This is a genomic window from Aliivibrio fischeri ATCC 7744 = JCM 18803 = DSM 507 (assembly GCF_023983475.1).
In the GTDB taxonomy this organism is placed as follows: Bacteria; Pseudomonadota; Gammaproteobacteria; order Enterobacterales; family Vibrionaceae; genus Aliivibrio; species Aliivibrio fischeri.
This window is the reverse complement of sequence record NZ_CP092712.1, coordinates 1,124,070-1,146,283: the sequence shown is the minus strand read 5'-3', so window position 1 is coordinate 1,146,283 and position 22,214 is coordinate 1,124,070. Positions and strand designations below refer to the sequence as shown.

General features: G+C 38.4%; 22 protein-coding genes. 14 read left to right on the top strand and 8 right to left on the bottom strand.

Annotation, left to right across the window (positions count from 1 at the left end; translation table 11 throughout):
* Nucleotides 1-149: 149 nt before the first annotated feature.
* A complete protein-coding gene (locus AVFI_RS05405; RefSeq protein WP_054775531.1) occupies nucleotides 150-890 on the top strand; it encodes a YciK family oxidoreductase in 741 nt (246 codons plus the stop codon).
* Nucleotides 891-978: 88 nt separating this feature from the next.
* On the opposite strand, the gene rluB is transcribed toward AVFI_RS05405, so the two are convergent.
* Nucleotides 979-2,043: a 23S rRNA pseudouridine(2605) synthase RluB gene (gene rluB / locus AVFI_RS05400; RefSeq protein ID WP_065623785.1), complete on the bottom strand. Its 1,065-nt coding sequence runs from the start codon at nucleotides 2,041-2,043 to the stop codon at nucleotides 979-981.
* Nucleotides 2,044-2,378: 335 nt separating this feature from the next.
* Here rluB and ainS point away from each other — a divergent pair, with 335 nt between their 5' ends.
* Together ainS and ainR are read left to right on the top strand one after the other, a co-directional pair.
* The gene (gene ainS, locus AVFI_RS05395) at nucleotides 2,379-3,563 is read left to right on the top strand and encodes an N-3-oxohexanoyl-L-homoserine lactone synthase AinS (protein WP_065623786.1); all 1,185 of its coding nucleotides are present in this window, start codon (nucleotides 2,379-2,381) and stop codon (nucleotides 3,561-3,563) included.
* A 14-nt stretch (nucleotides 3,564-3,577) separates the two neighbouring features.
* Nucleotides 3,578-6,040, top strand: coding sequence for an autoinducer hybrid sensor kinase/response regulator AinR (ainR, locus tag AVFI_RS05390; RefSeq protein WP_188863256.1), 2,463 nt, complete (start codon nucleotides 3,578-3,580; stop codon nucleotides 6,038-6,040).
* Nucleotides 6,041-6,094: 54 nt separating this feature from the next.
* On the opposite strand, the gene AVFI_RS05385 is transcribed toward ainR, so the two are convergent.
* Together AVFI_RS05385 and rnm are read right to left on the bottom strand one after the other, a co-directional pair.
* Entirely contained in the window at nucleotides 6,095-6,715 is a 621-nt protein-coding gene (locus AVFI_RS05385; RefSeq protein WP_005418776.1) for an L-threonylcarbamoyladenylate synthase, read from the bottom strand.
* 73 nt (nucleotides 6,716-6,788) lie between these two features.
* Nucleotides 6,789-7,628, bottom strand: a complete 840-nt coding sequence (gene rnm, locus AVFI_RS05380; RefSeq protein ID WP_155690997.1) for an RNase RNM — start codon at nucleotides 7,626-7,628, stop codon at nucleotides 6,789-6,791.
* A 424-nt stretch (nucleotides 7,629-8,052) separates the two neighbouring features.
* On the opposite strand from rnm, the gene AVFI_RS05375 reads away from it, so the two are divergent.
* The 11 genes from AVFI_RS05375 to AVFI_RS05325 all read left to right on the top strand — a co-directional run bounded on the left by AVFI_RS05375 (nucleotide 8,053) and on the right by AVFI_RS05325 (nucleotide 18,271).
* Nucleotides 8,053-9,642: an anthranilate synthase component 1 gene (locus AVFI_RS05375; RefSeq protein ID WP_065597340.1), complete on the top strand. Its 1,590-nt coding sequence runs from the start codon at nucleotides 8,053-8,055 to the stop codon at nucleotides 9,640-9,642.
* Nucleotides 9,642-10,244, top strand: a complete 603-nt coding sequence (locus tag AVFI_RS05370; protein WP_054775530.1) for an aminodeoxychorismate/anthranilate synthase component II — start codon at nucleotides 9,642-9,644, stop codon at nucleotides 10,242-10,244. The genes AVFI_RS05375 and AVFI_RS05370 overlap by 1 nt, the downstream gene beginning before the upstream one ends.
* A gap of 19 nt (nucleotides 10,245-10,263) precedes the next feature.
* A complete protein-coding gene (gene trpD / locus AVFI_RS05365) occupies nucleotides 10,264-11,262 on the top strand; it encodes an anthranilate phosphoribosyltransferase (RefSeq protein WP_373367039.1) in 999 nt (332 codons plus the stop codon).
* A gap of 4 nt (nucleotides 11,263-11,266) precedes the next feature.
* The gene (gene trpCF, locus AVFI_RS05360; protein WP_065597342.1) at nucleotides 11,267-12,679 is read left to right on the top strand and encodes a bifunctional indole-3-glycerol-phosphate synthase TrpC/phosphoribosylanthranilate isomerase TrpF; all 1,413 of its coding nucleotides are present in this window, start codon (nucleotides 11,267-11,269) and stop codon (nucleotides 12,677-12,679) included.
* 10 nt (nucleotides 12,680-12,689) lie between these two features.
* Complete coding sequence (gene trpB, locus AVFI_RS05355; RefSeq protein WP_054775529.1) at nucleotides 12,690-13,880, top strand: tryptophan synthase subunit beta; 1,191 nt, start codon at nucleotides 12,690-12,692, stop codon at nucleotides 13,878-13,880.
* Nucleotides 13,880-14,686, top strand: coding sequence for a tryptophan synthase subunit alpha (trpA, locus tag AVFI_RS05350; RefSeq protein ID WP_054775528.1), 807 nt, complete (start codon nucleotides 13,880-13,882; stop codon nucleotides 14,684-14,686). The genes trpB and trpA overlap by 1 nt, the downstream gene beginning before the upstream one ends.
* A gap of 301 nt (nucleotides 14,687-14,987) precedes the next feature.
* Nucleotides 14,988-16,223 carry a dicarboxylate/amino acid:cation symporter gene (locus AVFI_RS05345; RefSeq protein WP_054775527.1) on the top strand — a complete coding sequence of 412 codons (1,236 nt, stop codon included), beginning with the start codon at nucleotides 14,988-14,990 and terminating at the stop codon, nucleotides 16,221-16,223.
* Between the two features lie 167 nt (nucleotides 16,224-16,390).
* Entirely contained in the window at nucleotides 16,391-16,936 is a 546-nt protein-coding gene (locus AVFI_RS05340; protein WP_005418762.1) for a septation protein A, read from the top strand.
* Between the two features lie 156 nt (nucleotides 16,937-17,092).
* Nucleotides 17,093-17,440 (top strand): acyl-CoA thioester hydrolase YciA, encoded by a 348-nt coding sequence (yciA, locus tag AVFI_RS05335; RefSeq protein WP_233650575.1) that lies wholly within the window; start codon nucleotides 17,093-17,095, stop codon nucleotides 17,438-17,440.
* Nucleotides 17,441-17,544: 104 nt separating this feature from the next.
* Nucleotides 17,545-17,847, top strand: coding sequence for a YciI family protein (locus tag AVFI_RS05330; RefSeq protein WP_065603423.1), 303 nt, complete (start codon nucleotides 17,545-17,547; stop codon nucleotides 17,845-17,847).
* Nucleotides 17,848-17,872: 25 nt separating this feature from the next.
* The gene (locus AVFI_RS05325; RefSeq protein ID WP_017018232.1) at nucleotides 17,873-18,271 is read left to right on the top strand and encodes a GspS/AspS pilotin family protein; all 399 of its coding nucleotides are present in this window, start codon (nucleotides 17,873-17,875) and stop codon (nucleotides 18,269-18,271) included.
* A gap of 73 nt (nucleotides 18,272-18,344) precedes the next feature.
* Here the strand turns inward: AVFI_RS05325 and AVFI_RS05320 are convergent, their stop codons facing one another.
* From AVFI_RS05320 to hisA, 5 genes are all read right to left on the bottom strand, one after another.
* A complete protein-coding gene (locus AVFI_RS05320; protein ID WP_054775525.1) occupies nucleotides 18,345-19,295 on the bottom strand; it encodes a class I SAM-dependent methyltransferase in 951 nt (316 codons plus the stop codon).
* The gene (locus AVFI_RS05315) at nucleotides 19,295-19,978 is read right to left on the bottom strand and encodes a TIGR01621 family pseudouridine synthase (protein WP_012534303.1); all 684 of its coding nucleotides are present in this window, start codon (nucleotides 19,976-19,978) and stop codon (nucleotides 19,295-19,297) included. The genes AVFI_RS05320 and AVFI_RS05315 overlap by 1 nt, the downstream gene beginning before the upstream one ends.
* Before the next feature lie 108 nt (nucleotides 19,979-20,086).
* Complete coding sequence (gene hisIE, locus AVFI_RS05310; protein ID WP_054775609.1) at nucleotides 20,087-20,707, bottom strand: bifunctional phosphoribosyl-AMP cyclohydrolase/phosphoribosyl-ATP diphosphatase HisIE; 621 nt, start codon at nucleotides 20,705-20,707, stop codon at nucleotides 20,087-20,089.
* Nucleotides 20,704-21,477: an imidazole glycerol phosphate synthase subunit HisF gene (gene hisF, locus AVFI_RS05305; protein WP_012533285.1), complete on the bottom strand. Its 774-nt coding sequence runs from the start codon at nucleotides 21,475-21,477 to the stop codon at nucleotides 20,704-20,706. Before hisF ends, hisIE begins: the two co-directional genes overlap by 4 nt.
* Nucleotides 21,459-22,196, bottom strand: a complete 738-nt coding sequence (gene hisA / locus AVFI_RS05300) for a 1-(5-phosphoribosyl)-5-[(5-phosphoribosylamino)methylideneamino]imidazole-4-carboxamide isomerase (RefSeq protein WP_054775608.1) — start codon at nucleotides 22,194-22,196, stop codon at nucleotides 21,459-21,461. Before hisA ends, hisF begins: the two co-directional genes overlap by 19 nt.
* Nucleotides 22,197-22,214 lie beyond the last annotated feature (18 nt).

Below are 22,214 nucleotides of genomic sequence, written 5' to 3'. Positions count from 1 at the left end.
TAAGTATGTTTCGTGTATTGTACTCGACTTAACTCGAAGTTAGTTCACATTATGATAATAAATCGCACTAAACGCGCATTTTTACATCAACTTACAACACTAATTTGTAAGTTTTCTTAAGGTGAACGTTGAAATACAAGGATTACAGAGTGGATTATCAGGTTTCTTCTGACGCATTAAAAAATAAAGTTATTTTAGTTACTGGTGCTGGTGATGGTATTGGTAAACAAGCCGCACTACATTATGCACAACATGGTGCTACCGTTATTTTATTAGGTCGTACAGTTGCTAAATTAGAGGCAGTTTACGATGAGATTGAAGCCGCAGGATACCCAACACCTGCCATTGTTCCTTTAGATTTGAAAGGCGCCACCAAACAGCACTACATTGACATGGCTGAAACCATCCAAAGTCAATTTGGAAAACTAGACGGTCTTCTTCATAACGCTGGTTTATTAGGTATGCTTAGTCCCTTCGAACAATTCGAAGAGACCATTTTTGATGAAGTAATGCAGATCAATGTCAAAGCTCAATTTTTGATGACACAAGCTCTACTTCCTGTTTTACAACAATCTGATGATGCCCGAATCATCTTTACCACTTCAACAGTTGGACATCAAGGGCGAGCATTTTGGGGAGCCTACGCCATCTCAAAATTTGCTACAGAAGGCATGATGCAAACATTAGCGCATGAAATGGAAGGCACCAAGGTAAAAGTAAATGCTATTAACCCTGGAGGTACTCATACTCGTATGCGAGCTCAAGCCTTCCCTGCTGAAGACATTAGTTTACTTAAAACACCAAAAGACATTATGCCTCTTTATGTATATTTAATGGCTCCAGAAGGCATTAACGTACACAGCCAGTGTATTGATGCTCAGCCAAAATAAATTCTTAAAAAATCTAACAAAAAAGGGTTGCTACCTTACGGTGCAACCCTTTTAAATTCATCTTTACTTCGCCTTTTAAGCGATGTAATTAGCGTTGTCTAGGTTTAGACTTTGGCGCTTTACCATTTGGTGAGAACTTACTTCTTACTGGCTTTTGACCAGCTACTGGTTTTTTACCTTTAGATTGAGGCTTACCAGAAGATTGGCTTTCACCATTGTTAGAACCACGTTTTGCTGAAGGTAATGAACTACCAACAGGTTTCTTGTTGCTACGACCACGACGACCAGCAGGAGTATTACGCTCTTCTGTTGAACGCTCATCGTAACGCTTAACCGCACGACGGATCTTTTGAGTTTTTGATTTAGCACGCTTACGAGATTCTTTATCTACATCAAGAAGACTTTCTTTCTCAGCTGGTAGTTCAACCATCTCACGTAGGTAGTTAACTTCCTTAAGTTCAAGTTCCATCCAACCACCACGTGGTAATGCTTTCTCAAGGAAGATATCACCGTAACGAACACGTTTTAGACGACTTACCGTTACACCTTGCGAATCCCATAAACGACGTACTTCACGGTTACGGCCTTCATTAATTACAACGTAGAAAGTATGGTTCATACCTTCGCCGCCAGCGTACATTACATCTTCAAAACGCGCTTCACCATCTTCTAGTTTCACACCAGAAACTAAATTACGGATCATTTTTTCGTTAATTTCACCAAATACACGACACATGTATTCACGTTCAACTTTACGACTTGGGTGCATCAAACGGTTTGCTAATTCACCATCGGTTGTGAAAAGTAGTAAACCTGCAGTGTTGGCATCCAAACGACCAACTGAAACCCAACGAGAATCACGAATTTTTGGTAAGCGATCAAATACAGTACGGCGACCTTCTGGGTCATGACGAGTACATAACTCACCTTCAGGTTTATGATAGGCAAGTACTCGACAGATCACATCAGTAGATTCTTTAACTGATACGACATGGCCATCAATACGAATTTTTGCATCAACGTTTTCTAGGCGATCGCCTAATTTTGCTCTCTGACCATCAACACTAACACGACCAGCTTGAATCATGGTTTCTAGCTCACGACGAGAACCAAGACCTGCTCGTGCTAATACTTTCTGTAATTTTTCGCTCATTCTTTACCTTTTTATGTCGCCTTCACAGGCGTCAATTAACTTATTATTAATCAAGAGGATGAATGCATTACCACTCACTCTTAATCACAATCAAATTCTATGAAAATTGATTATACAATATTGTGACTAATAAGCGGTAAGAATTTAATCAAAATTTAATTTTAATTTTTGTCGTAAGACACGCAAAGTGCTCATACCACTACTACCTATTTTTACTATACTGGTTATGCTGAGAAGGTAATTTTCTTAGTAATTTTAATGAGTTATCAATCAATAAGGTAGTATTATGAAAAACTTCACACTTCTTTTAAGCCCACTTCCATCTATCTCTCATAATGAGATTGTCGAAAAAAAACCTGCAGTATGAATTTATAAAAGAGTTATATGATTATTGCATACAAACTCAAAACTTAAATTTACTCCAGCAACTGATCAGTACAAGGGAAAGAATTATTTTGAGTCAGTTTGAAGGCGGAACTATTGGAAATTTGGAATACTTATTTTCAACATCAGAAGCGGCAAACATTTTAGGAAAACAACCTTGCTCTTCTTTACCTAAGATGTATTTTCATATTGAGCAATTGGCCATCAAATTTTTTGGTTGTCTTCTAAAATGCAGTACTGAATTTGAAATTTTCAAACTCATCCATAAACCAAACATGTTACTTAACCACGAATCAGAAACAGTACCAAAAAATACCACATCAACCATCATTGATGAAAAGTATCACTACGAATTAGTACAAGATATTTCACAAGACGAACGGTACTTTCATACCGAGTTTAGTGATCAACCTCTCCCTCTTTCTGATGCCATTGTTCTTATTAATATCGCCACTTTCGTCAAAGAACACAAATGGTATGAAATGCTTAACCATTTAGACATTTCCTCTAAAGGCGAACACTTCATCCTATACCAATATACTGAAAACAATCTTTATCCAACTATCATCTCATCAGCACTAATTCAAACTACATCAAATAAACACGAATGGCTCTTCTTTGACGGTTTTTTTCAAAATACCAAATGGAAACCAAATCTTGAAACCGATGGTCTGTTATCTCTCACCGAAGCTACATCTATGACTCCGTTAACAAGATCACAATTTATCGATAAAACTAGCAATGAAATAGAAAATGATCTTTTTTATTCTATCTTAGATAAAACAAAGATATGCGAAGCAATTCGTTTAACAATTAGTGGTTCAAAATCTAAAGCAAATTATCACTTATATTTGGCTCAAAAAGGATTGGCGATGGCTTTAAAAGAAAGTGGAAGAGATGTTGTATTTACAATAATAGAGAAACCAGCAATGGTTCTATTTTATAAAGCAATGAATTTACTAACACCTACGCAATCTCCCTATGTTTTCACAAGTGAGCAAGATGTAAATAAAACGGGAATAATTACTTATAAAGGGATCTGGCTTTTAAAAAATGCATCTACTGCTTTCAATCAATATAATTTTAAGGCATACAATGCTAACATTATAAACCTAAGAAAAAAACTTAGAAATTAGTGAGTTTTATATAAATGTTAACGACCTTATCTAAAGTTTATTTGTTACTGACAACCTCAGCAATCATTTTGCTTTGGGTGGGGTATTTTGTTCGCTCGCTATATAAAGAGCGAACAAAAGTTAATCCTTACATTTATTCATCATACATTTTCTATGCACTATTTATTATCTTATGGATACTGAGTAATGCTTACTTTCAGTCTCCATTACTCACATACTTTGATGAATCTGCCGCTATCTTTATGGCGCTATTTGCTAATATGACCTCATACTTAGCTTTTGCTTTTGCTTTTCTATTTTCGTGTCGCCTTGCTTCCAAACACCCAGATAAACGACTATCGAAATGGCAGTTTGGCTTAACGAGCATTACAACGTTTGCCGCTTTAATTGTGAATGTTATCCCTAACTTAACGGTTATAGGAGTAACAATCCAAGCTCCTAGCGTATTCACCATTGAGTTCGGGCCCTTTGCTCCTTTGTTTTTCTTAAATGCATTTCTATTCGTAATTCTGACAAGCATTAATTTCTTTAAGCTTAGAAAAAGTAATATAAAACTCAATAAAGAAAAATCTATTTATTTAATGGTTGGAATATTTATTTACATGATCTCAACCATAGCATCTCAAATAATTATACCAGTCATATGGGCTGATTTCTCATACACATGGGTACCGCCTGCATTATCTGTTACTGAAGCTTTATTAATTGGATATACATTACTTTACCATAGATTATATAGCTTCAAATATTTGCTTTTTTGGTCATTATCATATTCTATAAATCTAATTTTATATCTAATCCCTATTATTATAATTTACGATTTAACAACCCCCTCTGATTTATTATATATTTGTATCATTGAAATAATCTTTACTGGATTATTTTGGGATAAAACCCTTAAAAAGACAAAAAAAATCGCTTCTATTATTATATATAAAGACAAGCAGACGCCAGTTGAGAAAATATACAAAATTGCAGAGGAATTTAAATACTCAAGCAGTAATGCCATTATTAAATTAGCATCAATTTTAAACACGCCAAAAGAAGAATTGTTATTGATTGGCAAAAACACTAATTATAATATTTTCATTCCACATCTAAATCAAAGTCATTCAGCTTTGGTTAAAGATGAACTTGATTACCAAATTCATTACTCTCCTAAGACTGCTAACGCTGAACTTCATCAAGTACAAGAGAAAATGAGTGAAAGTAAAACGGCATTGATCTTACCTATCTTTGGTGAAAACAAGCTAATATCGCATTTTTTAATTTCTGCAAATAAACACGATAATACGACGTTTTCAAATGAAGAGATTTCAGCTATTCAGTGGGTACTAACTAAAGTTCAAGGCTACATTGAGAGTGAGCGAAAAGTTCGTCAATCACAGGCTCTTGCTAACTCTATCGCACACGAAATGCGCAACCCTCTATCACAACTTCAGTATCATTTTGAAAAAATCAAACATCACTATCAAAAAAATACTGAACATGAAAAACAAGAACAACTGATCAAAAATGAATTAAACCAAGGTTGTTTAGCGATTCAAAAAGGTGCGCAATTAATTGATATTATTTTAAGTGAAGCCAAAAATACCGCGATCAGTGATGACCTATTTCATCACCATTCTATTTCATTATTAACTCAACAAATTATTGATGAATATGTATTTGATTCAGAAGAAATGAAGCAAAAAATCACTCTAGATCTTGAAGATGATTTCATCGTAAATATCAATGATACTCTGTATGGATTCATACTGTTTAATTTATTGAGAAACGCAACTTATTACTTTGATGAATATAACAGCTCCATATCAATTCGTTTAGTTAAAGGGTTTGCTACCAATAAATTAATATTTAGAGATACAGGACCTGGAATTGATTCACATATCCTCCCTAATATTTTTGACGACTTTTTTACTCATAATAAAGAAGGAGGCAGTGGATTAGGTTTATCTTATTGTTTGCGTGTTATGCATGCTTTTGAAGGAAACATCGCATGTTATTCCACCAAAGGAGAGTTCACTGAATTTGTACTTAGTTTCCCTCATATAGAAGGAGACATTAACGCATTAAACTCGCACAAATCAAATACTCCACCGTTAATTAATAAGAAAGATAATTCGCTTAAAACAGTATTAATTGTTGATGATAAAAAAGTACAACGTATGTTAATTCATACTTTTATTAACAAAGATAATTTAACACTTTTACAAGCAGAAAATGGTGAAGAAGCCGTAGAAATAGCCACAAATAACAAGCTTGATCTTATCTTTATGGATTCTCGTATGCCAGTAATGAATGGAATTGATGCAGCTAAAAAAATTAAGATAATCTATCCTAATTTACCGATTATCGCGTTAACTGGCGAATCCAGTCATGAAGAAATCAGCGCTATAACACAAGTTATGGATGGCTATCTAACAAAGCCAGTGTCTAAAGCACAATTGCAGCAAGTTGTGGATAAATGGCTATAATTGAAATAAAAAAATAGCCAGAACGACTGTCTGGCTACTTCGATAATTCATTAATTATTCAAACGGTGTTGGATCACCAGCACCAACTCGAGCAATCTTAATATCATCATCACTAAAGTCGATAACCGTTGTTGGTTGCTCACCTAAATAACCACCATTCATAATTAAATCAACAGCATGTTCTAACTGATCACGAATCGCTTCAGGATCAGATTCTGCCATTTCATTTCCTGGTAAAATCAAGGTCGTTGACATCAGTGGTTCGCCTAACGCTTCCAACAAATCCAAAGCGATTTTATTATCAGGCACACGCATACCAATAGTCTTACGTTTTGGGTTCATTAAACGACGCGGTACTTCTTTCGTGCCTTTAAAAATAAAGGTATATGCACCTGGGGTATTATTTTTAAGTAAACGGAAAATACTGTTATCAACACGAGCATAAATAGATAACTCAGATAAATCACGACACAGTAACGTAAAATTATGTTTATCATCTAAACGACGGATCTGACAGATTCGCTCTAGTGCTTGTTTATTCTCAAGTTGGCATCCTAGTGCATAACCTGAATCTGTTGGGTAAATCACTACCCCACCATCGCGAATAATCGCCACAGCTTGACTAATTAAGCGTGCTTGTGGGTTTTCTGGGTGTACGTAAAAAAATTGACTCATGGTCCCTCCTGCTTAGCAGGTCATAGTGATATTTGGTTTTTATTTTAGTTTTATACTAAATCCATTTTCTCTTTCAGCTTGGTATATCCCATTTTTGCCAAACAGGAACGACTCCTTCTGGCAACCATAAATTTCGCCCTAACTCCGTCCAAGGCGATGAGTAATGAAAATCAGAGCCTTGGGAAGCTTCTAATTCAAATTGAATTGCATAATCAGCAAGAACCCGACGCTCTTGCACCCCTTGCTGCGGTAATGCAACTTCCATCGCATCGCCTTTTGCCTCAACAAACGCAGCTAATAAACGTTTTATCCATTTTGCTGTTAACTTATAACGACCAGGATGAGCAAGTACCGCTACGCCCCCTGCTTTATGGATTACATTAACGGCTTCTTCAATTGAACACCAGTCTGGCGGTACATAACCTATGTTATTGCGAGTTAAGAATTTTTTAAATACCGCCTGCATTGTTTTAGCGTGACCTTCATCAACTAACCACTTACCAAAGTGAGCACGAGTTAACGTACCGTCTCCAGCTAAGGCTCTTGCTCCCTCTAATGCTCCTTCGTAACCCGCTTTCTCCAAACGTTCTGCCATTTTAATTGCACGAGCATCTCTTCGAGCTTCTTGATTTTTAATTAGCTCAACTAAATCAGGATGGTGAATATCTAAATTTAAACCAACAACATGAATGTCTTTATTGCTCCATAACGTCGATATTTCAATTCCATCAATCAATTGCAAAGGTAAGTTTTGCTCTTTAATCGCCGCATGAGCCTCATCAAGACCCGAAACAGAGTCATGATCAGTAATAGCAAGCACCTTCACATCAAAACTAACCGCTCTTTCAACTAATTCTGTGGGTGATAAGCGTCCATCTGACGCAGTTGTGTGACTATGTAGGTCTATTTTCATAATTATTCTTGACTTTCTTCTTGCGCACTAGTTTACTAGTACACAGTTAAACACTTTCTCACCAAATTGAAATTGGTCAACAATAGGTACTTTATGCCACAGCTTAACAGACAACAAGCAATCTTAAAAACATCAGTGGTAAGCTCACGATGGTGGCACTACCTAGGGTAGTGTTTTGTGCTAATTTATTTTTGACATAAATCCACTACCCGCAACTAAGCGGGTTTTTTTATGTCTGAAATACACATCGATGATGTGATAGATAGTACAAAAGCACAATTGAGAAATAACGATGAAATAATATACAAACCGCCTTTTAGCCCTCATAAGTTTTAACAAAAGAGTGGCAACAACTGTGAAATATGCGACTATGCCAATACAATATAATTTAACACAAGATCAACGAATTAGCAGGGAGGCTATAATGCGTTCATCACATTCACAAGATAGTAAACTTGAACTACTTTGCCTTGATGTCCCATACGTTTCAGATCCAACGGAGCTGTATTCCACATTGTGTGCTGACGGCGCAATGAGTTTATTACTTGAATCTGCAGAAGTAGATTCAAAAGAAGACCTAAAAAGTCTAATGCTAATTGACGCTGCTGTTAGAATTCATTGCTTTGGCAAAGACGTAACTTTAGAAGCAATGACAACAAATGGTGAACTATTATTAGCTCAACTTGCTCAATGCTTACCATCGACATTGATTCAATCAGTTTCAAATAATCTGTTAATACTTCATTTCCCTGATGCTAATCAAGATCTAGATGAAGACAGCCGTCTTCGAGAACTGTCATCATTTGATGCATTACGCTTTATTCAACATCAATTCGATTTATCAGGCTTACCTTCAAATGCATTATTCCTTGGCGGTTTATTTGCTTATGACTTAGTTGCCAATTTTGAAAATCTAGGTAATGCCGATTCAACAAATAAGTGCCCGGATTACCTTTTTTATATTGCAGAGACACTGCTGGTTATTGACCATCAAACTCAAAAGTCCACGTTACAAGGTACGCTTTTTTCCCAAAATGAAGAAATAAAGCAACAAGTATCAAAACGTTTGTCTTCCATAAAAACATTCTGCTCTGAATCTCATGATGTTCCATTAGCGCCAGTCTTAACTGAATGTGATGCAGTTCCAAGTGTCTCTGATGATGATTTTTGCCAAACGGTTTTAAATTTAAAAGAATTTGTCATCAAAGGTGATGTGTTCCAAGTTGTTCCTTCTCGTCGTTTTACTCTGCCTTGCCCTGCTCCACTTTCCGCTTACCGCGAACTGAAGATCGGTAACCCAAGTCCTTATATGTTCTATCTGCAAGATCGTGATTTCACACTGTTTGGAGCCTCTCCTGAATCAGCTCTTAAATATTGCAAAGTCAGCAATCAAGTTGAAATTTATCCAATAGCAGGTACTCGTAAACGTGGTAAAAATGCAGATGGTTCCATCAACCACGATTTAGATAGTCGTATCGAATTGGAATTACGCTGTGACACAAAAGAAAATGCAGAACACATGATGCTGGTTGATTTAGCACGAAACGATGTAGCTCGAATTTCGCAAGCTGGCACTCGTCACGTTGCTGATTTGCTTAAAGTGGATCGCTATAGTCATGTTATGCATTTAGTGTCACGAGTGGTTGGGCAACTAAGAACCGAACTCGATGCTCTTCACGCTTATCAAGCATGCATGAACATGGGAACCCTCACTGGTGCTCCTAAAATTCGAGCAATGCAACTTATCCGTGATGTAGAAAAAACTCGCCGTGGTGCTTATGGTGGCGCTGTGGGTTATTTAACTGGCGATGGCAGCATGGATACCTGTATTGTGATCCGTTCAGCTTATGTCGAAAATGGTGTCGCTCAAGTTCAAGCTGGTGCCGGCGTAGTATATGACTCAGATCCTCAGGCCGAAGCTGATGAAACACGAGGCAAAGCGCAAGCCGTTATCTCAGCCATTCAAAAAGCACACTTATCGGCAACCGCTCAACAAGTTAAGGAGACAAAATAATGGCTCACATTGTATTACTCGATAACTTTGATTCCTTTACCTACAACTTAGTTGATCAATTTCGCTCACTTGGTTACCCAGTGACGATTTACCGTAATAGCTTAAGCGCAGCCGCTTTTGAAGAAGCCGTAAATAAACTAGACAATCCAGTTGTCGTTTTATCTCCTGGACCTGGTGCGCCATCAGAAGCCGGCTGTATGCCTGAAGTCATTCAACGCTTAAAAGGCAAAGTACCTATGATTGGCATTTGTCTTGGCCACCAAGCAATTGTAGAAGCGTATGATGGGACGGTTGCTGGTGCTGGCGAAATCGTTCATGGTAAATCGGCGATGATGAGCCATAACCAACACCCTATTTTTAATGACTTACCCAATCCACTATCTATTGCTCGTTACCACTCATTAGTGGCAACAAAAGTAACGAATGAACTAACCATTACAGCCACAGTAGATGACCTTGTAATGGCCGTAATTCAAGAAGAAGACAAGGTGTGTGGCTTCCAATTTCACCCTGAATCCATTTTGACGACTCAAGGGGCACAACTACTCATTAATACCTTGAATTGGGCATTAGATCTAACAGCAAAAGACAATAAAGAATAAGGATATTCTCATGACTCAAATAGAAACCATTTTTAACAAGCTATACGATCAAGTTTCTCTTTCAGAATCAGAAAGCCAAGTTCTTTTTGATGCCATTATTAAAGGCGAATTGGATCCTATACTACTGACATCTGCACTCACCTGTTTAAAATTGAAAGGTGAAACACCGGATGAGATTGCAGGGGCTGCCAAAGCATTATTAGAGAACGCAAATCCATTCCCTCAACCTGATTATGATTTTGCGGATATTGTTGGCACTGGTGGTGACGGTTCAAATACCATCAATATTTCCACCACGGCCGCATTTGTTGCCGCAGCATGTGGATTAAAAATTGCGAAGCATGGTAATCGTGGGGTTTCAAGTAAATCAGGATCTTCTGATCTTCTTGATTCCTTTGGTATTGATTTAGCCATGTCTGCAGAAGACACGAGAAAAGCCGTCGATGACTTAGGTGTTGCTTTCTTATTTGCGCCACAATATCACGGTGGTGTTCGCCATGCGATACCAATTCGTCAAACGATGAAAACACGTACCATCTTTAATATTCTTGGGCCTCTAATTAACCCAGCTCGTCCCAATATTGAGCTAATGGGCGTTTACGATGAATCACTGGTTCGTCCTATTGCCGAAACCATGGTAAACATGGGAATGAAACGAGCTGCGGTTGTTTTTGGCTCTGGTTTAGATGAAGTCGCCATTCATGGTCCAACAACGGTGGCAGAAATTATTGATGGTGAAATTAAAGAATACACATTAACGCCAGAAGATTTTGGATTGAATACTCACCCACTTGATTCGATTAAAGGCGGAGAGCCAGAAGAAAATAAAGCCATTATTACGGATATTTTAACGGGTAAAGGGACAGACGCTCAATTAGGTGCCATCGCCGTTAACGTTGCCCTATTAATGCGCTTGTTTGGTCATGAAGATCTAAAAGCTAATGCGCAAAAAGCAATTGATGCAATGAATTCAGGTAAAGCCTTCGAATTGGTACAACAACTGGCTGCAAGAGGATAAATGAATGACACAACAATTGTCTGAACACATTTCAGTAGAAAATACAGAAATGGCTGAAGTACTTGTAAAAATAGTAAAAGACAAAGCCATTTGGGTTGCAGAACGCAAAAAACAGCAACCTCTAGATGATTTTCAATCGTCATTAAGTCTATCTGACCGTAGCTTTTACGACGCATTAAAAACAGGCAAAACCGAATTTATCCTTGAATGTAAAAAAGCGTCACCATCAAAAGGATTAATTCGAGATGATTTCGATCTCGATTACATTGCTTCGGTCTACAATAATCACGCGAGTGCCATTTCTGTACTAACCGATGAAAAGTATTTCCAAGGCAACTTTGATTTCTTACCTATCATTCGAAATCAAGTCTCGCAGCCTATTTTATGTAAAGATTTCATGATAGATGCTTATCAAGTGTATCTTGCTCGTCATTACTCTGCTGATGCCATTTTATTAATGCTTTCTGTTTTAGATGATACGCAATACAAAGAACTTGCAGACATAGCACATTCATTAAACATGGGTATTTTAACGGAAGTCAGCAATGAAGAAGAATTGCATCGTGCTGTAGCATTAAACGCAAAAGTCATTGGAATTAACAACCGCAACCTACGTGACTTATCAACGGATTTAAATAGAACAAAAGAACTTGCTCCTCTACTGTCTAAAGGAACCACCATTATTTCTGAGTCAGGTATTTATACTCATCAACAAGTAAAAGATCTGGCTCAGCACGCTTCAGGCTTTCTGATTGGTAGCTCACTGATGGCAGAAAAAAACCTAGAGCTTGCAGCAAGAAAAGTTATTTTAGGTGAAAACAAAGTCTGTGGGTTAACTTCAGAACAAGATGCGAAAGCCGTTTATGACTCTGGTGCTGTCTACGGTGGACTTATTTTCGTAGAAAAATCACCACGTTTTGTTTCTCTTGAAACCGCAAAGAAAATAACCCAAGCAACGACATTACATTATGTGGGCGTTTTTCAAAATGAGGATGCTCAGCGTGTTGCTCAGTACGCCACTGACCTTTCTCTATCTGTGATTCAACTGCATGGGAATGAAACCGAAGAGTATATTACTGAGTTAGCCTCTTTATTACCGACTCATACTCAAATTTGGAATGTCATTTCTGTGTCAGATAATGCTCAAAGCATTTCACTTCCACAAACTCAAGCTGATAAGGTGTTAGTTGACTGTAAAGTAGGTTCTCAGGTGGGAGGTACTGGCGTAAGTTTTGATTGGAATAAACTGCCTCACCACAACATCATGCTTGCCGGTGGACTTGAATTAAATAATACCAAAGAAGCAGCGCAACTCGGCTGCTACGGATTAGATTTCAACTCAGGAGTAGAAAGTACTCCGGGTAAAAAAGATCATAAAAAATTAAGCGCCGTATTTAGCGCATTACGAGACTATTAAGGAAAATATCATGGCAAAATTAGATGCCTACTTCGGCGAATACGGTGGTCAATACGTTCCACAGATTTTAGTTCCAGCTCTAGAGCAACTAGAACAAGCCTTTATTGATGCGCAAGAAGACCCAGATTTTCGTGCTGAGTTTATGACGCTTTTACAAGAATATGCGGGTCGTCCAACCGCATTGACTTTATGCCGCAACTTAACCAAAGGCACAAAAACGAAGCTATACCTTAAACGTGAAGATCTTCTTCATGGTGGTGCACACAAAACTAACCAAGTACTTGGCCAAGCACTACTTGCAAAGCGTATGGGCAAAGATGAGATCATTGCTGAAACAGGTGCAGGCCAACACGGTGTAGCCACAGCACTAGCTTGTGCACTATTAGGGTTAAAATGCCGAGTTTATATGGGTGCTAAAGACGTAGAACGTCAAAGTCCAAACGTATTCCGTATGAAATTAATGGGTGCAGAAGTCATTCCTGTACATTCAGGTTCAGCGACATTAAAAGATGCGTGTAATGAAGCACTACGTGACTGGTCTGCAACCTATGAAACCGCACATTATCTATTAGGAACAGCAGCGGGCCCTCACCCATTCCCAACCATCGTTCGTGAATTCCAACGTATGATTGGCGAAGAAACGAAAATGCAAATCTTAGCGCGTGAAGGTCGTTTACCTGATGCGGTTATTGCTTGTGTGGGTGGTGGTTCAAATGCCATCGGTATGTTTGCAGACTTCATTGAAGAAGAAAGCGTGAAGTTAATTGGTGTTGAGCCCGCAGGTAAAGGTATTGATACCGACCAACACGGCGCACCACTTAAGCACGGTAAAACAGGTATTTTCTTTGGAATGAAAGCGCCATTAATGCAAGACGAGCACGGGCAGATTGAAGAGTCGTACTCGGTTTCTGCAGGTTTAGACTTCCCATCCGTTGGCCCACAACACGCCCACCTAAATGCTATTGGTCGTGCTGAATATGGTGCAGTAACAGACGATGAAGCCTTAGAAGCATTTCAAACTTTAGCAAAAGGGGAAGGTATTATTCCAGCGCTAGAATCTTCTCATGCTTTAGCTTATGCATTACAACTTGCACAAGCAGAGCCAGAGAAAGAACAGCTATTAGTTGTAAACCTATCTGGCCGTGGTGATAAAGACATCTTCACAGTACATGACATTTTAAAAGAAAAGGGAGAAATCTAATGGATCGTTATCAAGCCCTATTTGCTCAGTTAGAGAAAAAAAATCAAGGTGCCTTTGTTCCATTCGTAACTATCGGCGATCCAAACCCAGAGCTGTCTTATAAAATCATGGAAACTCTGATTGAAGCTGGTGCGGATGCATTAGAATTAGGTATCCCTTTTTCAGATCCTCTTGCTGATGGCCCTACTATTCAAGGCGCAAACATTCGAGCATTAGATAGCAAAACAACGCCAGCTATTTGTTTTGAACTCATTGCAAAAATTCGCTCTAAATACCCTGATACACCAATCGGTCTTTTGGTTTATGCGAACCTTGTTTTCGCTAACGGTATTGATGACTTCTACGCAAAATGCCAACAAGCAGGGGTAGACTCGGTATTGATCGCCGATGTACCGACGAATGAATCCCAAGAATTCAGAGAAAGTGCAATAGAACATGGTATTCACCCTATTTTCATTGCACCACCATCAGCATCGCCTGAAACGCTAGAAACGGTTGCTAAATTAGGCGGTGGCTACACTTACCTTCTTTCTCGTGCAGGTGTAACCGGAGCTGAGACCAAAGCGGGTATGCCTGTTGCTCAATTACTAGAGCGTCTTAATCAATACGATGCACCACCTGCGATTCTTGGCTTTGGTATCTCAGAGCCAGCTCAAGTGGAAGAAGCGGTAAAAGCGGGAGCTGCTGGTGCTATTTCAGGTTCTGCAACGGTCAAATTGATAGAACAACACCAAGATAATCCAGAAGCATTATTAAAAGCGCTTACGGATTTCACATCGTCGATGAAAGCGGCAACACAAAAATAATACATCTAATTCATCATGATCAAAGAGGCTAAGTTAAGCCTCTTTTTTTTTCCTAGATATATCAATCTAGCTCTCCCTCACCTAAATTGTTAATAAAATACATCTAAACATAACGACATAAAACAATAAAGATACAATTAAACATACAAAAGTTAATAAAGTCATTGCTACATGTTAAATTTACGTGTAAAAAGACCCCCGAATTTCTAATAACAATAAACATAATAAATAAGAACTATTCACTAAATATTCGTAAGAACACAACATAGAGGTAGACAAAGTGTTAAACAAAAAAGGATTTATGAACAACATTGGGGTTCAAGTCGTTATAGCCATGATTATAGGTACCATGGTTGGGGCAACAATGGGCGAATCAGCATCCATGTTTGCGCCTCTTGGGACCATTTTTATTAATCTAATTAAAATGTTAGTTATACCATTAGTTGCTGTTGCTCTTATTTCGGGAGCTGCAGGATTAGGTAACAGTAGTAATGCAGGAAAAGTTGGTTTAAGTACACTAGGTTATTTTGGTATAACATCTGCACTAGCTGTTGCCTTAGCGCTATTTATGGGTGAAATTTTTGAACCGGGAAAAGGAATTGATGTTTCAGGTGTAGAAGGAATGTTCTCTTCAGCCTATGCATCTAAAGGAGAACTACCTACTTTTTGGGCAACCATTACAGGCATGATCCCAACCAATGTATTCCAATCCTTAAATGAAGCAAATATTCTACAAATACTTGTTTTCTGTCTATTCTTTGGTATCGGTTTATCTAAATTAGAAAAAACACGTCGTGAACCAATGCTTAATGCCGTTAACGCAATTGTTGATGTTATGGTTTGGATGATCAACAAAGTAATGATCATTGCTCCTATCGGCGTATTTGGTTTAATGGCAGAAGCCGTTGGTACGTTTGGCTTTGGTGCACTAATGGTGGTGTTTAAGCTATTCATTGTCTACGTTGCTGCTATTGTTATCTTTGGCTTTGTAGCCTACCCACTAATGGTTGGGTTATTTACAAAAACCTCTGCAAAGCAATTCCTTGTTGCAATAAAAAAACCACAAGCCGTGGCGCTTTCAACTGCATCATCAATGGCAACACTACCTGTTACAATGGAAACCGTTGAAAAAGATTTAGGCGTTCGCAACTCTACTGCCTCTTTTGTCTTGCCGCTTGGTGCAACCATTAACATGTCAGGTAACGCAATTTACTACGGCCTAGTTGCTATATTCTTTGCTCAACTCTTCAATATTGACTTATCCATTGGCGCCTACATCGCTATCATTGTGACTTCAACTCTAGGTGCTGTTGGTCAAGCTGGCGTTCCTGGTCCTTCTTTCTTAGTGGTTGCAGTTTTATTAGCAGCTGGCATTCCTATCGAAGGTTTACCACTGTTATTCGCACTAGATCGTATTTTCGATATGATCCGTACAGCCTTAAACATCACAGGTGACGCAGCGTGTGCAGTAATCGTTGATGCAATGGTTGAAGAAGAAAACAAAGAAACAGTAAGAACAGAAAATAAAAGTGCTTAGAAAAAGTTAATCTAATAAGCCAATTTAAATAAGTAAGGCCAATTATTTCAAATTGGCCTTTTTTTGGTCATCGTACATAAAATGTAACAAGCAATTTTTAGCGATTCCCTACGCCTTCAATTTTCGTTACACTCACAACATAATTTATTATTGGCTCAACATAAAAAATGAAACAAATTCTAGACTTTATCCCACTGATTATCTTTTTTGCTCTATATAAGATGTACGACATCTATACCGCTACAGGAGCATTAATTATTGCAACAGCCATTCAACTTGTTGTGACCTACGCGCTATACAAGAAAGTAGAAAAAATGCAGCTAATCACCTTTATTATGGTAACCGTATTTGGTGGCATGACCATATTTCTACATGACGATAACTTCATTAAATGGAAAGTAACCATTGTTTACTGCGTTTTTGCTGCAGGTTTAATTATTGCGCATATTCTGGGTAAACCTGTAATTAAAGGCATGCTTGGTAAAGAAGTCACATTGCCTGATGATAAATGGGCTAAAATCAACCACGCATGGGTATTATTCTTTACTGTTTGTGCTATTGCTAACCTTTATGTTGCTTTTGAAATGCCATTGGATGTATGGGTCAACTTCAAAGTCTTTGGTTTATTAGGATTAACTTTCTTATATACTCTATTCACTGGTATGTACGTTTATAAACATATGCCAAAAGAGAAAAAAGAAGAACAAGAATAGCCAAAAAGATAATGATTAAGCCGTGTATACAACACGGCTTTTTTATGTGGTAAACTCAGCTCAATTCTATTTTTGTTGTATTGGAACCCAACTTTGACAAGCCCAAATAACCTTGGACAAGCCCCTAAAGGCCAACTGCTTCTTCGAACTCTCTCTATGCCTGCTGACACTAACGCTAATGGTGATATTTTTGGCGGTTGGATTATGTCACAGCTTGATTTAGCTGGTGGTATTTTAGCAAAAGAGATTTCTGGTGGTCGAATTGTTACGGTTTCAGTATCAAGTATTACCTTTAAAAAGCCAGTTAAAGTGGGTGATGTGGTTTGCTGTTATGGTGAATGCGTTAAGATTGGCCGAACCTCAATGAGTATCAACCTTGAAGTATGGGTTAAACCTGTTAAAGAAGACGGGATTGGTGACCGCTTTCAAGTTTGTGAAGCCACTTTTAACTATGTTGCTATTGATGCCAGCGGAAAACCTCGTCCAATTCCGAAAAATGCGTAGTATTTGGAATAATTTTCATTATTTTTCAAAAAGCTCTGGTTTATGACTGGGGCTTTTTTTATGATGAAGAGATCAATGATGATATTTAATTAAAGGACTCTATTATGTGGTATGTGATTTTTTCTCAAGATGTTGAAAACAGCTTAGAACGTCGTTTAAGTGTTCGTGAAAAACATCTAGAGCGCCTTGCTCAACTACAGAATGAAGGCCGTTTGTTAGTAGCAGGACCTATGCCTGCAATTGATTCTGAAAATCCAGGAGAAGCAGGCTTCACTGGTTCAACAGTTATTGCTGATTTTGCTTCATTAGAAGCGGCTCAAACTTGGGCTGATAATGATCCTTATATTGAAGCTGGCGTTTACGCAAATGTAATTGTTAAGCCATTCAAAAAAGTGCTTCCAGCTTAATAAATATAAACAATAAGATTATCTGATGAAAAAAATTCTACTCACCGCTATTAGTGCAATCATCCTATCTGGCTGTGCATCCAATGAGCAGCAACAAGAGATTGAAATGCTTGCAGACTATCGTGCAAGTGTTCTTGCTAGTGTGTTGCCCCTAGAAATGGGACAACTGACTTTATTACAAGCAAAAGCAAAGCAAGGTGTCGTTGAAATGATGTTTTTAGATGGTGGTAATGGTGAAGTCAGTACCAACCAAATCATTGAAAATAGCATAACTACTTTTTGTAAAGATAAAGAAGTTCGTCCTGTGCTAGATAAAGGGGTGACTTATCGTTACATTATTCGTAATTCACGTGGTCAAAAACAAAATGATATCATTGTAAATGAGCAATCGTGTTTGGATCGAGAACAAGAAAACGAAGAATAATAAAGACTTACCAAACAAAAAAGCCCTTTTCATAAACATGATGAGAAGGGCTTTTTATATCAAACTAATTAGATTAACGAGTAAAACGCATCACTTTTAAGCCACTCTCAGGGTTAATATCGCTAAACTCTGGTGGGTTATCTAAACGCTCAACAAACTTAAGCTCAGGCGCTTCTTCAGCCATTCCATCAATTAAGAAATCAGTAGATACCGCTGGCGAATTCACGCACGCTAATACTTCACCCGTTTCTGTTAATAAACTAGGTAAACGACGTAAGATCTTCTGATAATCTTTAGTTAAAGCAAAGCTACCTTTCTGAAAACTTGGCGGATCAATAATGATAAGATCATATAGACCTAACTTCTTAATCTTACCCCATGATTTAAAAATATCATGACCTAAGAATTTAACTTTAGACAAGTCATGCTGATTTAGACGGTGATTGTCACGACCTCTTCCTAATGATGCTTTGGCCATATCTAAATTAACAACTTGAGTTGCACCACCAGCAATCGCTGCAACAGAAAAACCACATGTATACGCAAACAAGTTTAATACTGATTTACCTTCGCTGTGCGTCTGCACCCATTTACGACCGTATCGCATATCTAAAAAGATCCCCATGTTTTGGTTCTTTTTAAGTTCTAATTGATACTTTAGGTTACTCTCTTCTACGACAGGAAATGTATTTTCCTCTCCCCAAACTACTTGCGTTGGGGCGAATTCTTGATAACGATGTTGCAATAAAATCGACGTACCATTTGCAACTTTCCATAATGAAGTTTCTGCAAGCTTATTTAATTTAACAACTAATTGCTCAACAAATTCAGGAGTTTGCTCTTTAAATAAAGCAACCACAAGCTGGCCAGTTGAATCTTTTGCCTGTAACCAATCAACCGTAATTTGCTCTAATCCCTCAAAACATTGACCGCGCCCGTGAAACAAACGACGTAGTTCACTTGGCGGATTATTCAATTGCTCTTCAAGATGTGTAAATAACGTGTCTAATGCTTCTATTTTCATTATTTTTTCTTAATCTCAGGCCAAGTTAATGTCCATGGCATTTGCCATTGTTGTAATCCTGCTTGAACAGTTTCATTTTCCCACTCTTCACCTTGCTTTGGTAATTCTACAAATTCAAAGTTTTGAGTTTGATACGTAAAACGTAAAGCATAAGCGTGGAGATAACCGCGATCTGCGTTAGATGAGCTGTAAATTGGATCACCTAAAATACCCGAACCAACACTCTTTAATGCGACTCGAATTTGATGAGTTTTACCAGTATGAGGTTTACATAAAAATAGGCGATTACCACCCTGTGCAGCCGTCGAAAAAAACTGAGTTACTGCAGGGTTTTCTTTGCTATTAATCAACTTCCACGATGCTCTACGCGAACGCTCCATATCCCCAATAACCAAACCTTGCTTCTTCTTCGGTTTTTTATCACCAATCGCTAAATAATATTTCTCAACCAACCTGTTTGCGAACAGCTGTGATAATTCACTAGCGGCAGCTTGATTTCTACCAATCAATAATAAACCTGATGTCATCTTATCTAAACGATGAATTAAATAGAGTTGTTTATCACCCGTCTCTTTTGCTAATTCAATCAACAATGAGGTTTCACCATCGTCTTTATGAACACTAACATTAGGGTGTTTATTTATGACAAGAAAATTTGAATTTTGATAAAGGATATCGAACATTGGCGCTCCTGAAAGTAAGCGCAGAGTATAACGAGGATGGTATTTCAATTCCAATAAAAACGCCGATCAAATGATCGGCGTTATTTTGCTACTGTTCAATTGAAAGAACTACTTATGACGCTCTTTCAATTTATTAATCACATCATCAAACGATAAGCCTTGATCTTGCAATAACACAAATAAGTGATAGATCAAATCAGCTGATTCACACACTAGCTCCGCCTTGTCACCCGACGTCGCTGCAAGCGCGACTTCAACGCCTTCTTCGCCAACTTTTTGCGAAATACGTTTGGTGCCACGGGCGTAGAGACTTGCTGTGTAAGATGAGTCAGGATCAGCATTCTTGCGCTCGGCGAGTAGCTGTTCCAACTGATGAAGCCACACCAATTGAGTTTCTTCGGTTTTATCGCCATCCCAACACGTTGTTGTTCCTGTGTGACACGTTGGACCAACTGGGTTTACTTTAATAAGCAACGTGTCGTTATCGCAATCCAGTGAAATATTAACTAAGTTCAAACTGTTGCCAGACTCTTCGCCTTTAGTCCATAAACGATTTTTAGTACGTGAGAAAAATGTAACTTTTTCTGTCTCTAATGTTTTAATCAAAGCATCTTGGTTCATATATCCCATCATCAGCACTTGGCTTGAACCAAAATCTTGAATGATTGCAGGTACTAAACCATCCACTTTTTCCCAATCAATACGTGTTGCTAATTCTTGTTGGCTCATCGGCGTACCTCTACATCCTGTTCGGCTAAATAGTCTTTTAATTCACCAATATTGATGATTTGTTTGTGAAATACCGATGCAGCTAATGCACCGTCTACGTTTGTTTTATTATATGCGTCTGCAAAGTGAACCATTTCACCAGCACCACCTGATGCAATGAGTGGCACATGACACACTTCTCGCACCATATTCAATTGCTCAAGATCGTAACCATTACGAACACCATCTTGATTCATCATATTTAGTACAATTTCGCCCGCACCACGTTTCTGTACTTCTTGCACCCAATCTTTGGTTTCCCACTTAGTTGCCTTAGTTCGCTCTTCATCACCGGTAAATTGATAAACTTGGTATTTACCAGTCTCTTTATCAAAGTAAGAATCAATACCCACTACGATACATTGAACACCAAACTTATCTGCAAGCTCTGTGATAAGTTCTGGGTTCGCTAATGCAGGAGAGTTAATTGATACTTTGTCAGCACCAAACTCTAAAATCTTTGCTGCATCTTCTGCGGTTTTAATGCCACCAGCAACACAGAATGGAATATCAATCACCTCAGCTACTCGAGCAACCCAACTTTTATCTACCACACGACCATCACTTGATGCGGTAATATCGTAGAAGACGAGCTCATCTGCACCCTCTTCCGCATAACGCTGTGCTAGGGGGACAATATCGCCGATGATTTCATGGTTACGAAACTGAACGCCTTTTACTACTTGACCGTCTTTTACATCAAGACATGGAATTATTCGCTTTGCCAACATTGGAATGCCTCCTCTGCGGTAAATTTGCCATCAAGCAGAGCTCGGCCCACAATCACACCAGCAACACCAGAACCTTTCAACGCAGCGATATCATCTAATGAACCAATGCCGCCTGATGATTGGAATTGTACTTGAGGGTACTGTTTACATAGGTCTACGTAGAGTTCTACATTCGATCCTTGCAACGTACCATCGCGTGAAATGTCAGTACACAGAACATGCTTCAAACCAACGGTTAAATAATCTTCAAGCAGCGCTTCAATCGTTACGCCAGAGTCTTCTTGCCAACCTGAAATAGCCACATTACGAGTACCATTTTCATCAATATTGATATCTAATGCTAATACGATTTTTTCAGCACCGTACTTTTCCATCCAGCCTTTGACTAATTCTGGCTGTTTTACTGCAGTGGAACCAACAACCACACGCTGTGCACCCGCGTTTAATAAATCTTGTACATCCACTTCATTACGCACACCACCACCAATTTGAATATTGGCAGGGGTACTTGCTAACAAGCGTGCAATTAAATCTAACTGACGTGCTGTCGTGTCTTTTGCGCCAGTTAAATCCACAAGGTGCAGCCAGTTAGCGCCCGCTTGGTGATACAAATTAAACTGCTCGGCTGGATCAACTTTGTATTCTGTTACTTGCCCGTAGTCGCCTTGAAACAGACGAACCACTTGGCCTTCAATTAAATCTAATGCTGGAATGATCATAAATATCCTTATTAGCAG

Excerpts from the sequence above, each read along its gene's own strand:
- rluB (WP_065623785.1), bottom strand. The coding sequence starts at position 2,043 with ATGAGCGAAAAATTACAGAAAGTATTAGCACGAGCAGGTCTTGGTTCT.
- ainS (WP_065623786.1), top strand. The coding sequence starts at position 2,379 with ATGAGATTGTCGAAAAAAAACCTGCAGTATGAATTTATAAAAGAGTTA.
- ainR (WP_188863256.1), top strand. The coding sequence starts at position 3,578 with ATGTTAACGACCTTATCTAAAGTTTATTTGTTACTGACAACCTCAGCA.
- AVFI_RS05385 (WP_005418776.1), bottom strand. The coding sequence starts at position 6,715 with ATGAGTCAATTTTTTTACGTACACCCAGAAAACCCACAAGCACGCTTA.
- rnm (WP_155690997.1), bottom strand. The coding sequence starts at position 7,628 with ATGAAAATAGACCTACATAGTCACACAACTGCGTCAGATGGACGCTTA.
- AVFI_RS05375 (WP_065597340.1), top strand. The coding sequence starts at position 8,053 with ATGCGTTCATCACATTCACAAGATAGTAAACTTGAACTACTTTGCCTT.
- AVFI_RS05370 (WP_054775530.1), top strand. The coding sequence starts at position 9,642 with ATGGCTCACATTGTATTACTCGATAACTTTGATTCCTTTACCTACAAC.
- trpCF (WP_065597342.1), top strand. The coding sequence starts at position 11,267 with ATGACACAACAATTGTCTGAACACATTTCAGTAGAAAATACAGAAATG.
- trpB (WP_054775529.1), top strand. The coding sequence starts at position 12,690 with ATGGCAAAATTAGATGCCTACTTCGGCGAATACGGTGGTCAATACGTT.
- trpA (WP_054775528.1), top strand. The coding sequence starts at position 13,880 with ATGGATCGTTATCAAGCCCTATTTGCTCAGTTAGAGAAAAAAAATCAA.
- AVFI_RS05345 (WP_054775527.1), top strand. The coding sequence starts at position 14,988 with ATGAACAACATTGGGGTTCAAGTCGTTATAGCCATGATTATAGGTACC.
- AVFI_RS05340 (WP_005418762.1), top strand. The coding sequence starts at position 16,391 with ATGAAACAAATTCTAGACTTTATCCCACTGATTATCTTTTTTGCTCTA.
- yciA (WP_233650575.1), top strand. The coding sequence starts at position 17,093 with ATGCCTGCTGACACTAACGCTAATGGTGATATTTTTGGCGGTTGGATT.
- AVFI_RS05330 (WP_065603423.1), top strand. The coding sequence starts at position 17,545 with ATGTGGTATGTGATTTTTTCTCAAGATGTTGAAAACAGCTTAGAACGT.
- AVFI_RS05325 (WP_017018232.1), top strand. The coding sequence starts at position 17,873 with ATGAAAAAAATTCTACTCACCGCTATTAGTGCAATCATCCTATCTGGC.
- AVFI_RS05320 (WP_054775525.1), bottom strand. The coding sequence starts at position 19,295 with ATGAAAATAGAAGCATTAGACACGTTATTTACACATCTTGAAGAGCAA.
- AVFI_RS05315 (WP_012534303.1), bottom strand. The coding sequence starts at position 19,978 with ATGTTCGATATCCTTTATCAAAATTCAAATTTTCTTGTCATAAATAAA.
- hisIE (WP_054775609.1), bottom strand. The coding sequence starts at position 20,707 with ATGAGCCAACAAGAATTAGCAACACGTATTGATTGGGAAAAAGTGGAT.
- hisF (WP_012533285.1), bottom strand. The coding sequence starts at position 21,477 with ATGTTGGCAAAGCGAATAATTCCATGTCTTGATGTAAAAGACGGTCAA.
- hisA (WP_054775608.1), bottom strand. The coding sequence starts at position 22,196 with ATGATCATTCCAGCATTAGATTTAATTGAAGGCCAAGTGGTTCGTCTG.